Origin of the sequence: Ohtaekwangia koreensis, assembly GCF_900167975.1 — a bacterium.
GTDB lineage: Bacteria > Bacteroidota > Bacteroidia > Cytophagales > Cyclobacteriaceae > Ohtaekwangia > Ohtaekwangia koreensis.
This window is the reverse complement of record NZ_FUZU01000002.1, coordinates 325357-339083: the sequence shown is the minus strand read 5'-3', so window position 1 is coordinate 339083 and position 13727 is coordinate 325357. Positions and strand designations below refer to the sequence as shown.

Annotated in this window: 12 protein-coding genes; 3 read left to right on the top strand and 9 right to left on the bottom strand. The window is 41.4% G+C overall.

Annotated features, from left to right (window positions below):
* Window positions 1-4 precede the first annotated feature (4 nt).
* A complete protein-coding gene (rpoN, locus tag B5Y40_RS14335; protein ID WP_079688438.1) occupies window positions 5-1414 on the bottom strand; it encodes an RNA polymerase factor sigma-54 in 1410 nt (469 codons plus the stop codon).
* A gap of 182 nt (window positions 1415-1596) precedes the next feature.
* Here rpoN and B5Y40_RS14330 point away from each other — a divergent pair, with 182 nt between their 5' ends.
* Window positions 1597-2991: a sensor histidine kinase gene (locus B5Y40_RS14330; protein WP_079687486.1), complete on the top strand. Its 1395-nt coding sequence runs from the start codon at window positions 1597-1599 to the stop codon at window positions 2989-2991.
* A gap of 19 nt (window positions 2992-3010) precedes the next feature.
* Here the strand turns inward: B5Y40_RS14330 and B5Y40_RS14325 are convergent, their stop codons facing one another.
* The 6 genes from B5Y40_RS14325 to B5Y40_RS14300 form a co-directional block, all read right to left on the bottom strand.
* Window positions 3011-4093 carry a phytase gene (locus B5Y40_RS14325; RefSeq protein WP_079687485.1) on the bottom strand — a complete coding sequence of 361 codons (1083 nt, stop codon included), beginning with the start codon at window positions 4091-4093 and terminating at the stop codon, window positions 3011-3013.
* Window positions 4094-4151: 58 nt separating this feature from the next.
* Entirely contained in the window at window positions 4152-5189 is a 1038-nt protein-coding gene (locus tag B5Y40_RS14320; protein WP_079687484.1) for a hypothetical protein, read from the bottom strand.
* Between the two features lie 18 nt (window positions 5190-5207).
* Window positions 5208-8261: a TonB-dependent receptor gene (locus B5Y40_RS14315; protein WP_079687483.1), complete on the bottom strand. Its 3054-nt coding sequence runs from the start codon at window positions 8259-8261 to the stop codon at window positions 5208-5210.
* Between the two features lie 42 nt (window positions 8262-8303).
* On the bottom strand, window positions 8304-9296 hold the full coding sequence (locus B5Y40_RS14310; protein WP_079687482.1) for a FecR family protein: 993 nt from the start codon (window positions 9294-9296) through the stop codon (window positions 8304-8306).
* Between the two features lie 70 nt (window positions 9297-9366).
* Window positions 9367-9954 carry an RNA polymerase sigma-70 factor gene (locus tag B5Y40_RS14305; RefSeq protein WP_079687481.1) on the bottom strand — a complete coding sequence of 196 codons (588 nt, stop codon included), beginning with the start codon at window positions 9952-9954 and terminating at the stop codon, window positions 9367-9369.
* 97 nt (window positions 9955-10051) lie between these two features.
* Complete coding sequence (locus B5Y40_RS14300) at window positions 10052-10273, bottom strand: DUF3253 domain-containing protein (RefSeq protein ID WP_143785776.1); 222 nt, start codon at window positions 10271-10273, stop codon at window positions 10052-10054.
* Window positions 10274-10438: 165 nt separating this feature from the next.
* Here B5Y40_RS14300 and B5Y40_RS14295 point away from each other — a divergent pair, with 165 nt between their 5' ends.
* Together B5Y40_RS14295 and B5Y40_RS14290 are read left to right on the top strand one after the other, a co-directional pair.
* Complete coding sequence (locus tag B5Y40_RS14295) at window positions 10439-10819, top strand: DUF1801 domain-containing protein (RefSeq protein ID WP_079687479.1); 381 nt, start codon at window positions 10439-10441, stop codon at window positions 10817-10819.
* Window positions 10816-11844, top strand: a complete 1029-nt coding sequence (locus tag B5Y40_RS14290) for an RluA family pseudouridine synthase (protein ID WP_079687478.1) — start codon at window positions 10816-10818, stop codon at window positions 11842-11844. Before B5Y40_RS14295 ends, B5Y40_RS14290 begins: the two co-directional genes overlap by 4 nt.
* 204 nt (window positions 11845-12048) lie before the next feature.
* Here B5Y40_RS14290 and B5Y40_RS14285 read toward each other — a convergent pair whose 3' ends face one another.
* Window positions 12049-12246: a hypothetical protein gene (locus tag B5Y40_RS14285; RefSeq protein ID WP_143785775.1), complete on the bottom strand. Its 198-nt coding sequence runs from the start codon at window positions 12244-12246 to the stop codon at window positions 12049-12051.
* A gap of 165 nt (window positions 12247-12411) precedes the next feature.
* Window positions 12412-13605 carry a homogentisate 1,2-dioxygenase gene (locus tag B5Y40_RS14280; protein ID WP_079687476.1) on the bottom strand — a complete coding sequence of 398 codons (1194 nt, stop codon included), beginning with the start codon at window positions 13603-13605 and terminating at the stop codon, window positions 12412-12414.
* Between the last annotated feature and the right edge of the window lie 122 nt (window positions 13606-13727).

Genomic DNA, 13727 nt, shown 5'->3' with positions numbered 1-13727 from the left:
AAAATTAAGCCCAGAAAGCTCTCATCTGTGCAACGGGTATTTGGAGATGCTCCCGGTATTTGGTAACAGTTCTTCTTGCGATATTAAATCCTCGTGTAGCCAGTAATGAAGCCAACTGCTGATCGGAATAGGGTGACTTTTTATCTTCACGCTTAATAACTTCTTCAATTTCTTTTTGGATGACCTTGTTGCTGATCACCGCGCCACTTTTGTTTTCAATACCTTCACTAAATAAACTCTTTAATAAAATCGTTCCAAAGGGAGTCTGAACGTATTTGTTACAAGTAATGCGGGACACCGTGGATATATCTACTCCGGCCATCTCTGCTATATTCTTCAGGATCATTGGCCTCAATTGAGACTTATCACCATCCTGAAAATAGTCAAATTGATACTGGACAATGGAATTGATAACATTCAACATAGTGGTTTCGCGCTGGCGAATTGCATTAACAAACCATTCTGCCGAACTAAGTTTGCTTTTTAAATATTGGAACGCGCGTGTGTCTTTGCCTTTCTCTGCTTGCTGCACCATGGCTTTCATGCGATTACTGATAACCAGGTTTGCTGAGCGTTGATTTGTAAGGCCTACTTCCATACCGTCTTCACGATGAGTAATAAAGAAATCAGGAATGATTGTATCGGCTGAACTTCTCTCTTCAGTGCTTCCTACCGGATTGAGGTTGAGCGAACCCATCATCTCAAGCACCATCCTTAATTCTTCTTCATCTATCTGTAAAGCATTTTCAATTTTTTCGAAATTGCGCGCTTTGAGATCATCATAATATTTTTCAAGTATAACAAGTGCAGCTTTTACATCCGGACATTTTGTATTCATCCGTTTCAGCTGCAACATCATGCACTCGCGTATATCGCGCGAACCCACACCTGCAGGCTCAAAACGTTGAATGACGTGAAGTAATTTTTCAGCATCCTCACCTTCAATCCACTGCATGGTTTTCAAAGAAAAATCTTCTGCTAATGTTTCAAGAGGAGTTTCCAGAAAACCTTTTTCATTCAGATTTCCAATGATGAATTGCGCGAACGCCAGATCTGTTTCAGAAAGTTTTATAGCTGATAATTGTTCTTCTAAATCTACCTTGAAATCGCGTGACGCAACGATAGGTTTATCAGGCATATCATCCTGTTGATAGTATTGTTTGTTCTCTGTTTTATAGTCTGGTATATCATCGTATCCATATTCTTCCCAATCCTGATACTCCTGAACCTCTTCCTTGCTATTCGTAGTATCAATTTCATCGGCCTCTTTCTCTTCGATGATTGGATTTTCCTCTAATTCGTTTTTAATTCGTTGCTCAAGTTGTAAGCTTGTTAAGTGAAACAGCTCGAGCATCTGAAGCTGCTGAGGATTTATCTTTAGCTGTTGCTTTTGAGTTAAGTTCTGACGTAACATAGCTGGTTCGGGTTTAAATACCAGGAAGTACATGCAACCCTAAAACCAAATTTTTAAACCTCCGAATTTTTTTTTAATGAATTGATAATCAAATAAATATAATTCCAATGATATTGATAAGCAAGTATCAAAGTGGGGTATTGTGGAAATTATTACTCGATTTGTAGAAATTTATCTATTCTATGCGCAAGTCGGTAGCAATCACGTATGTGGCTTTTTTCATATCACTTGTCATTTTGCTGGGCATTGGCTTCAATTTTTACACGCGTTTATTACGCTATAATTATTCAATCACCTGGATTGAGCACACGCATGAAGTTCTTCATGAGATCAGAAATTTTGAAAATTATTTTAAGGAAATTGAAAGTAGTCAGCGTGGTTTTCTGCTCACGGGCGACAGTGTTTTTTTGAAATCGTCTGACAAAAAGATTAATAGTATAAAACTTTCCTTTAAGCGATTGCTGCAACTGACAAGTGACAACCCCACCCAACAGAAAAATCTTGGCAACTTGAATTATCTTATATCAAGGCGATTGGATATTCTGGAAGAAGCGATCGTTCTGCATACACTGGATCGTACGTTGTTTAAGAAACGATTGATAGAAGGAAGGGAAGCGATGGATAATTGCGCGGTTATACTTTCCAGGATGGAAAAGGAAGAACAGCGTTTACTGGTAATGCGAAGAAAGATCAAAGACACCTATGGCACATCTTCGTCTAACTACTCCGTTGTGATCTTTATATTTTCCTTTGTGGTATTCATCATTACTTTTTTACTCATCATTCGGGAACTGTCCAGAAGATTCCGGTATCAGCGCGATCTTGAGTTGAAGATCACTGAACTCAATCAGGCAAATGCAGAGCTGGAACAAATTACATTTGCGGCTTCACATGATCTGCAGGAGCCGTTGCGAAAAATCATGACGTTCAGTGATATGCTGAAAGTGAAATATACTTCCACTATACCAGCAGAGGCTCAACGCCTGGTGGAGCGCTTGCAACTCTCGGCTACACGCATGCATGGATTGGTGGATGATCTGATGAGTTTTACACGCCTTGCCGGAATAAAAGAAGAACCACAAAAGGTATCATTGAAAGAAGTTGTTGAAGAGGTGCAGTATAATTTTAAAGATGTATTTGCTGCCAAGGACGCTCAGCTTTCCATTGACTTGAAGTTGCCTGTGATTACAGGATACTATAATCAGTTAGGTTTACTTTTTCATGCACTGATTGACAATGCCGTAAAATTCTCGCGTGATAATGTAGCCCCCGTAATTTTTATTCTTACCCAAGATGCCACAGCGGAAGAGATGGCAGAAAAATTCAAGATCAAGCACGACCACCAACGGTATATAAAAGTAATCATCAGAGATAACGGTATAGGCTTTGATGATGAGTTTGCCGGAAAAGTGTTTAATCTGTTTCAGCGCTTGCACGCTCAGGAGACTGTGTACAAAGGAAAAGGCATCGGATTAACAATCGTAAAGAGGATTATGACCAATCACCTCGGGTTTGTAACAGCCCACGGGAAAATAAACGAAGGCGCAGAATTCACCCTATACTTTCCCGTGAGTTGATTATAGCTATAGCTATAGCTTAATTAGCCTTTCTTAATTCTTGTCCGGCGATATCTTCCCAACGATAAAATTGAAATGTTTTGTTATCGCTCATGGCGACAAATAGTCCATGCTCAAATCCGGGGAGTGCTATACTGGTTACATCGCTGCCATCGCTTTCAATCGTAGAGGTCTTTACCGATTTGATGATAGGATGGTCGTGTGGATTTCCACCGCGGCCTTCGCGAGGAAATATATGAAACTGATTGGCCTGCTGATCGGATACTAATATATACCCGGTGCCATCGCTGAATTTGTAAATAGAGATGCCTTCATGGTTGTCGGCAAATCCGGTTGTTCCAAAAAGAGCCAGCTCGGTATTGCTACTGTCCGGGTGAGCATAGTATTTTCGAATGCCAACACCTTCATCTGAGCAGTATATATAGCCGAGTTCGTTGTCGACCGAGATGGATTCAATTTCATTCTTGCCGCTATAATTTCCGAATGTGCGCACAAGTTTACCTTTCACTGTTCCGTTGCCACCATCATGCAGAAGGTACTGGTATAAATAGGTCCCATTCGTTGGGCCTGTTTTTCTACCAACAATAGCATAGATTTTTCCATCGGCCGGGTTGGTGTAGAGTGCAATGCCCATGGGTGCACGAAGAGAATCATTTTCAAAGACAGGTATACCTCCCTGATCTATAGGCTTCATGTCGGGCAAGCTAAAAACACGGATAGAATTGGTATTACGCTCCGTGCATACTGCTATATCTTTCTTTTTGTTTTGGAGCATAAGGCCATAGGCAACGTCCACATTATTAGGGCGCTTTATATTTTTTATAGTTTTACCCGGAACCTCTTTCCCTGTCAGATCAAAGACATAGAGTGCGCCATTGCCTGTATCTCCACCCTTATCAGTGCCAAGGATGAGACTTTGTGAAGGATCTGAAGGATTGATCCAGAATGCAGGGTCGTCACTGTCATAGGCGACTGTATCCGTGGCAAACGCTGGTTCTATGATGGTTGTTGAATCTAATGCCATGCTCTGCGTAGCTGCTTCTTTTTGTTTGCAGGTAATAAAAAGCAATGCAGATGCTGCCAGTATGAATAATTTCTTCATTTATATACGTAATCTTCGGTTAGGACATTTATAGTATACGCTATAGGGTGCGTTCGATCTAATCTTTTTTGAATGTGATTGTTACGCCATCCTTGCTGGAGTATAACTCTTCACCATCCTTGAAATTGTCTTCATCTACAACCTTCGTAAAGGTGAAGGTTACAGTCTCATCATCTTCATGTATTTCATATTCACCCTCTACAATGAAGTCCAATTCTTTTTCCTCGATGCCATCATCGTTCACGATCACATGACTTCCTTCTAATTCTATCTCACCATCTTCAGCATTGTAGTCAGCTTCAATCTCAATAACCTTGTTTTCGACTTCAGTTTCTGTTTCTCCGTTTTCACAGGATGTAATCTCTTCTTCCTCCAATAATTCGATTTCAAATTTCATTTCTTCAAATTCGAATTCGGCCTTCACTTTTCCGGTTATATCTTCAAGGGTAAGTTTTCCAAGGTCGGCATTGACGTGGCCAAATATACTCTTGAATGATTCAAGATCTTCTTCAGAGGTGATTTCGAATTCCCATTCACCCGCTACGTCATTGTCCAACACCTCATATTCAAATACCCTTGGAGAGCCCAATACTACATTTCCATTCGATGTTAAATTGGTGATCTCAAATTTGAAGCTTCCTTTAGTCTCATCTCCTCCCGGTAATGTAAATACAACTTCAAAGGAGGGTGGCACCGTGTTAAGATCTGTATCCGGAGAAAGTGTTATTGTGCCGGAGAGGCCATCGGTATCTTTTGTGAAGTTCAGTTCACGTTCATATATACAATCATCCATTTCAACTTCATATACTATTTTGTCGATAGTAACATTTCCGATCATATCGTCTTCCAGGTCACTAAGGGTATAACCAAGTGTAATGGCATTTTTGGGAAGCGTTGCATCGGGCAGGTAATCGGCAAATTTTATTTCTACGCTATAGTCTTCAGCGTCTGCAAGATCAGCTCCTTCTTCTGCATCGAGCAGTAATTGAAAAGGAAAGTTGCCATCATTTGGTGTTTCTTCCAGAGAATTGTCGGCACAGCTCAGTAAAGTTGCAAAGGCTGTTGCCAGAGAAAGTATATATAGATGCTTTTTCATTTTTCAGTTCGGTTAAGATTAAAGATCAAGTTTTAAACCTGCACGCGTCCACCATGAATAGAATTCACGTTGTATGTAGCGGTTCTCTTCGCCCTGGTATACTTGAAACGGCTGGTTGGTGATGTTCAGGAACTCAGCAAAGAACCGAAGCTTGGGACTGATCGTGAAGGTAGTAGTGGCATCGAGTTGTACGCGATCCTTTACATATAGATCTTCATCTGCACTTCCTCCAATTTCACTGATATACTCTCCATTGAAATTAGCGGCCACCCGGAAATTGAAGCGCCCGAGATCGTAGCCCAAAGATATATTCCCGACATGTTTAGACTGACCCGGAAGCCTGATTTCTTCATCACTGGTATTGTCATCGCGCGACTGAATCTTGGCATTAGAGGTTGTAAGCGTATAATTGGCATATATACTCAACCCTTTGAGTGCTCCGGGTAAAAACGTAAGGTTTTGTTGGTAGGCTACTTCGAAACCAAACAAGGATGCTGATTCCCCATTACGGGCCTGTGTTATATCAATCACTTGTCCTTCAGAACCCGGGTATTGATCAGATTCGAATCTGCGGTTGAAAATGAAATCGGTAAGGCGCTTGTAAAATATACCACCGGATAATATACCTACACTTCCAAAGTATTTTTCGGCAAGTATATCTACGTTCGTAGCGGCAACGGGCTTAAGTTTGGCATTACCAATAGTTCCTTCTCCTTCATTGATGTTGATCTCCTGTGCAGGTATAATGTCACTAAAGTTTGGACGGGCGTAGCTTCGCGTAATAGCCGCACGAAGATTCATGTTGTCGGTTATGTTGTAGCGAATGTGTAATTGAGGTAGCAGGAAACTATAGTCTGTTCCGCCTTCTTCGGGTATAATCTCACTTTCATTTATAACATTAGAAGATGTATAGTCAACACTGGTATGCTCGTACCGTAGACCTCCTAATATCATAAGTTTGCTCAACTGAAGCTTCGACATGATATAGCCTGCATATACATCCTCCTTAGCAGTAAAAGATTCTGCTGCTTCGGTGGCCAGTTTATCTTCTATTGATAGTTCGAAATCGTTACGGTTAGCATTGAAGAATTTTACAAACTTCTCAGGGTCTGCATTTGCGCTGAGTTTATAGCGGCCATCCAGGAAATTGTCATCAACTGTTCCTCCTGCGTATTGATCTAGGGTAATGTCGTCTGAGCCGGTATAGCTGAAAACATTTTCGGTTATGCGATAACTTTTTTCTTTCAATCTTACTTTACCACCAAATTTGAATAGACCATCGCTGGTACCAGCCTTGTATGGAATGCCTATATTAAACTTCGCAGTTTTGTTTACGTCCTTGGCGTAGGTGTTTCCCATCGTGGCCTCATCAAATTCATAGATCGAATTGTCAAGGTATATATTCTGTGGGCTTGTGTTCGGAAGATCATCTACTGTAAATGTAGGGAACTTGGCGTTTGTGGTGAAGTCTGTGGACAGTTGATCCACTTCGCCCACGCTTCCAATCTCAATATCATAGGGCGTATCTTGTATAGCTTCAGAATATGATACTTCATAATCGAGGCTGAATTTGGAAAGTGTATGTTTTGCACCCAGATTGAAACTTGTTACAATCTGTTTTTCAAGTCTGTCTTTGGTGAGACGCTCGATTTCATTGTCTTCGAAAGGAGAATCCTCCGCATTCGGTGCAAATATATACCGTCTGCGCTGCTCACGATCTGTGAAGCGATTATATAGTGTTCTGAAATATACTTCGTTCTTTTCGTTGAATTTATAGTCTATCGTACTGCTTAGGCCCAGGCGTGTACGGGTTAATTCATAGTCCCGGAGTTCCAGTTGATGTTCATCACGTTCCCAATTGTCAGAACCTCGTTCGGTCTCATAGTAACTGGAGTTTAGCATAATGCCAAGCTTGTTGTTCAGGAAGCGCTTGCTGAGCTCCAGGGAGCCTTGCAAATTCGCTTTACCACTAATATTATTATAGCCCATCAATCCGGATGCATTTACACTGATGTTTTCAGTTTGTGCTGTACGTGTAATCAAATTGACAGAACCTCCTATAGCATCCCCATCCATATCGGGTGTTATAGCTTTGCTTACTTCAATTGATGCAAGTTGATCTGCGGGTACTGCATCCAATGCTACATATCGAACACTGGCTTCAGGTGAAGGAATTTGTTCTCCATTTATACTGATGTTGGTAAATTGAGGTGCTAATCCGCGCACCAGTACATAGCGGCCTTCGCCCTGATCTCTTTCAATGTTTACTGCCGGAACACGTTGCAATGCTTCTGCTACGTTTGGATCCGGGAAGCGACCAATCTGATCTGCACTTACTATATTCTTGATGTTGTCCGCTGTCTTCTGCTGGTTGAGTGCTTTTTGTTGTCCTTGTAATACACCGGTAATCACGATATCCTGTAACTCAGTAGCATCGCTGATCATTTTAAGTTCTACCTGCGCTACTCCATTTTCCGGAACAGTAACGACTTCGGAATATTTGCGAAAGCCTATATAGCTTACTTCAATTTCAACATCACCTGCTGGCACCCGAAGAAAGAATTCTCCATTCACATCAGATGTAGTTCCATTGTTGGTTCCCTTTTGAAAAATGGTAGCACCTGGTAACACGGATTTTAATACTTCATCTACAACGCGTCCGCGAATAACACCGTTAGCAGCTGCTTGTTTTTTTACCACGGCTGTTTCCTGAGCTTTCACCATTAATAAATTGTCCACTTGTTGTACTGCTATATTTGCCTGACGCGAGATGGATTCGAGAATTTGTCCCAGGTTTGTTTGTTGTCCATCGAGTGTGATCTTTTTAGCCAGATCTACTTTCTTACTGCTATAGGTAAAAGTAAATTCAGTTTTCTCCTCGATGGTGCTGAACACATCTTTTAGTGTTTTGTCTTTTACTTCAAGCCGTAGTTTAACATCGTAGATATTTTGTGCTGTTCCGTCTTTTGCAAGCAGGAAGTTGAAAAGCAGACACTGAAGAAGTATACCCGACAAGGTATAAAGCGAGAGCTTCCGTAATTTGCTGATGAAAGTTTGTAAGTTTTTGTGCATAAGGTTCAGGTTTATTTTCTCCGTTGGGTATATATAGTCATGTTACTCACAGCCCTTGCCGTAGAGTGTAATGGTTTTGTCAGTGATACGATATTGAATTCCGGTACTATAACTGATGGCTTGCAACACTTTATCAATCGGTTCATTTTTATATTTGCCAGTGATAAGGCAATGCTTGATTGCTTCGTTTTGAAAGCTTACGCTGACACCATACCATTGTTCTATTTTTTTCGATGCGTCAGAGAGACGAGTGTCTTCAAAGATGAGTGTGTTGTTTTTCCATGCCAGCTCTCGTTCGAGATTGGCTTTTTCTTTCACCATGATTTTAGTAGCACTGGAGTATCTTACTTTTTCTTCCGGAAGGAGAGTCTGCATTTCATCGCCTTGCATCACCCGCACTTTTCCAGAAGCTACACTTACTATAATGTTGTCGCCGGTTGCATTTACATTGAAAGATGTCCCCAATACATGTGTTGAAAATTCTCCGGTGTGAATGATGAAAGGCCGTAACGAATCTTTTTCAATTTCGAAAAATGCTTCTCCTGTCAGGTATACTTCGCGTTTGAACCCTTTGAATGTTTCGGGATATTTCAATGACGCCTGCGCATTAAGTTGTACAACCGAACCATCGCTCAGTTTTATACTGATTTGTTCTCCGGATGATGTGGTCTGCTGTGTATAGGTTATTTTTTCTGAACGAGATTCCGAATATTTACCCAGTAAATAAATGGCTATACCGGCTACGAGAAATACTGCAATGGAAGCGGCAAGTTTTCTCCAGGAGAAGAGCGTTCGTGTTTTCTTCTCATCCTCCTCGTATATATCAATCTTGTCATTGAGCTGACGAAGTGCATGTGAAAGATCAGGTTCCGCAGGCCGGGGTGTCTTGTTCTCCCAAAGTGTTAGCCATTCCAGGAATGCTTTGTGATGGGACGCATCTTCTGCAACCCAATCCAGTAATTTTTTCTTTTCCTCTGCAGTTGCTTCGTTCGAGAGGTAGCGTACAATGAGGTGTGTGGGAATATTCTCCTGCATAGATTCTGTTTTCTATACAGGAAGAGTATATATAGCGTGTACACCACCAGTGCGCTATATTAATTAAAGGTTAAGCTTCTGTTAACGCACGAGGATGATGTTCGGTGTAATGATACCGTTTCAGAGAATCGCGCAGTACACTCAACGCCTTTACCAAATGGTTTTCTACTGTGTTTTCGGAAATTTCTAGGATCTCACTGATCTCCCGATAGGTCAATTCATCTATCCGACTCATCAGGAAAACCTGTTTACAACGGGGTGGCAAGGCGTCAACTGTATTGTTTATATACTGTTGAAGTTCTTTATGCAGGAGCGATTGCTCGGGTGTATGGAAATCAGGGAGAGTGTTTTCAAAGAGTATATCTTCAATATCTTCGAACAACGGTTGTCTTTTTTTAATAACGGCCAATGCTGCATGTCGCACTGAGACGTAGAGATAAGCCTTCAGATTTTTTTCAATGACAAGGTGGTGGCGATTCTTCCAGAGTGTCACAAAGACATCTGAAACTACTTCTTCGGCTTCATTTGCCTGGCGTATATAGGTGGTGGCGAACCCGCACAGCTTTTGATAATACCGGGCAAACAGCGTGTTGAGCGCAAGGCGATCATCAGACTTTACCTGTCTGAAAAGTATAATATCGTTGCTCTCCTGTTCCACAGCTTAAAAATTCGATTTTCGCTGCAGAGCACAAAAGTATAGGTGTTATCAAATCGTAAAGAGATTATTAATGAAGGGGATAAGCAGGTAGTATGATCTACTTCTTGCGGAATCGAAGTGGCTCTTTATAATCTTGTGTGGCGATGATTTTGCCTTCCTGGATCAAAGTGCTGGCAACAAGTTCTACTTGATCGACCAGCATTTGCCAGTTTTTCTGATCGATAGCCTGAGCAACATCGGATGGACAAAACGTTTTTTCTGCACCTCGCTCGTCTGCGAGTTTCAAAATTGTTTTCCGGATATCATCAGCAAAAACCATAGTGGAGTGGTTTGGCCTTACAACAAGTATCAACCTATGTTGGTTCTCTTTCCGTAAAGGTTTATAAAAATACTGTTCCGGGGAGGACCTTTCCAGCCCACATGAAGCACGATCTTTCTTTCATGATTCTACAGAATGTAGATTCAGGAAGCTTATTTTTGTCACATGACTGTTTCTCACTTTATTTCTGAAAAAGAAGAGCCGGCTCGCGAGATTATGACCATACTCCGTTCGTGGGTAATGGATCTGGGCACGCATGTGCAGGAAAAGATCAGCAATAAAATTCCTTACTTCTATTTCTATGGGCAACTGTGTTATCTGAGTCCGGCTGTTGATGGAGTAGATTTTGGTTTTGCAAAAGGATATGAATTGTCCAATGATGATGAATTGCTGGAGTCTAAAGGACGTAAGCATGTTAAATCAATAACATTCCACAGTGTGGCAGAAGTAGAAGAGAATGAGGAAAAGATCCGGCATATCCTGAACGAAGCTGCAATCCTGAATGAATATCATTCTAAACGTAAAAAACAAAGAACTACGAAATGAGCGAAGAAGCTATACTTCCAGATGACGATGATGAATTGTTTGAGCACCATCGCATCGTGGCAGATCCCAAGCAGAGTTTACTTCGCATCGATAAATTCCTGATGGATCGCTTGCCGAATGTAACGCGAACCAAAATACAGAGTGGTATTCATGATGGTTTTGTGAGGGTAAATGAAAAGCCGATCAAGCCAAACTATAGAATACACCCCAACGATATAATAACTGTTTCGCTGCCGGAAGCTCCTCGCGATACAGAAATTGTTGCTGAAAATATACCACTCAACATTGTGTTTGAAGATGAACACTTACTCGTCATCAACAAACCTGCAGGTATGGTGGTACATCCTGCATATCAAAACTGGAGTGGAACAGTAGTCAATGCCTTGGCGTATCATTTTCAAAATCTTCCACAGATGGAAGGCAATGAAGGAAGGCCTGGGTTAGTGCATCGGATCGATAAAGATACTTCCGGGTTGCTTGTTATAGCGAAGGATGAAGTAAGTCTAACAGGTTTGGCGAAGCAGTTCTTTGATCACTCTATAGAGCGCACGTATAATGCGTTGGTGTGGGGTGTGCCAGAGTCTGCCAGCGGCACGATCAATGTAAATGTAGGCCGAAGCCTCAAGGACAGACGCGTAACCACCGTGTTTCCCAATGGTGATATGGGCAGACGTGCTGTAACGCATTATCGCTTGCTAAAGGATTTGCGCTATGTTTCTTTGGTGGAATGTAAACTTGAGACAGGTCGCACACATCAGATCCGTGCACACATGAAATACCTGGGGCATCCGTTATTTAATGATGCTATGTATGGTGGCGATGAAATTTTGAAGGGCACAACCTTTACGAAGTATAAACAGTTTGTTGAAAATTGTTTCAAGGTTATACCGAGACAGGCATTGCATGCAAAAACACTGGGCTTTGTTCATCCCGCCACAAAGAAATTTCTCCAATTTGATTCAGAGCTTCCTCAGGATTTTGTAGACGTACTTGAGAAATGGGACAATTATGTAAAGTATAACTAACAGCTATACTTCGATCTACATCTAATATTAATATATAGTATATATTTTTTTTGGTTTTCAGATAACAAAATTATCGAAATACCATGAACAGGTAGCGTATAAAAGAGAGTAAAGGATTGTGTTTGATGCAGAAGTGCACCAAGCGAATGGAAGAAGTAATCTAAACGCTGTTAGATCGATGATCGGGCAGCGGCCTTCAGTATCTTAGAAAGATGGTCTGAGCTTGCGGCCTTTACCCAGCGCCTGACGAATCTCCTTCAGCGCTTCGCGTTTAAACTTTTGATAGGAAGCTTCATCCTGTATAGCAGGATAGGTAAGCTTTTTAATGTACTCCAGAACCTTCTCAGTCTGCATCTGATCAAGCGAATTCAACGACTCGACTATCTGATGTTTTTGATTCATGTTTGTCATACGCTTTAGTGGTTGTTTGACAATACAAATAACGTAAATCAGATAGCTGATGTTCAACAATTATGCCCGCTATTAACAGTAATACAACACGGTCGTAATATTTGAGTTAAAAATGTTAATAAAGAAGACAGATTGCCTTGACAGACCGATGAAAGTTTAAGGTGTATTTACTTCATTATACCCTTCGCGGTGGTTATCTGTCCAACTCATTGGGTAATTCTTGTCCAAAAACTCCATGGCGTCATTCGTTAAATATAGGGGATGAAACGTGTCGATCATTACCGCCAATTCGTGTGTCTCTTTAGCGCCTATACTTTTCTCTACGGTGCCAGGATGTGGTCCGTGTGGCAGACCTCCGGGATGAAGTGTAAAGGATCCGCGCTCAATACCTCTTCGGCTCATGAAATTACCTTCTGCATAGTATAGCACTTCATCAGAATCGATGTTGCTGTGATTGTAAGGTGCCGGTATAGCCAGCGGATGATAATCAAACAAGCGTGGCACGAATGAGCAGATCACAAAATTTCTTGCCTGAAATGTCTGATGTACCGGAGGTGGTTGATGGATGCGCCCGGTAACAGGCTCGAAGTCGTGTATAGATAAAGCATACGGCCAAAGAAAACCATCCCATCCTACAAGATCCAAGGGACTATAATCATATATATACTGATGCAGATATCCTTGCTTCTTGATCTTCATCAGAAATTCACCTTTTGTTGTTTCGGTAATGAGTTCATGTGGTGGCCGGATGTCGCGCTCACAGTAAGGCGAATGTTCCTGTAATTGTCCTAATTGATTCCTATACCGCTTAACAGTTTCAACAGGAGATGCTGATTCGATTATCAGCAGACGTAAAGGACCTTCTTCAAATTCGAGTTTATAAATAACCGTACGTGGTATAACAATGTAATCTCCCTGACGAATTTCCAATTTTCCGAATTGTGAAAGAAGAATTCCTTTACCATCATGCACGTAGAGCACTTCATCACCTTCAGCATTTTTATAGAAATAATCCATTGTGCGCTTGCGCGGAGAACAAATGGAGATAGAACAATCTGCATTCATCAATAACACTTTGCGTGCATCGAGATAGTCCTCTCCGGTAGTCGTTACCTTCGATGTATTCAAATGCGTTTGTCGCAACGCATAGTCATCTATTTTTCGCGCACCATAGCGTACAGGCTCCCTTAATTCTTTAATGCGTGTTGGGGGATTTATATGATATAGGTTGGAATATATACCTGAGAATCCTTCGGAGCTCACCAACTCTTCTTTGTACAAACTTCCATCTGGCTGACGGAATTGTGTGTGGCGCTTGGGTGGAATTTTTCCGAGACGATGATAGTACATAGCGTGAAAAGTTTGAGCTATAAAAGTAATGAATCAACACGACCAGCGCGTGCATTCCAAAGCCTCTTTGGTTAAATCAACTTTCACAAAATAAAAACTCCTCTGTTGAGTATATCCAACAG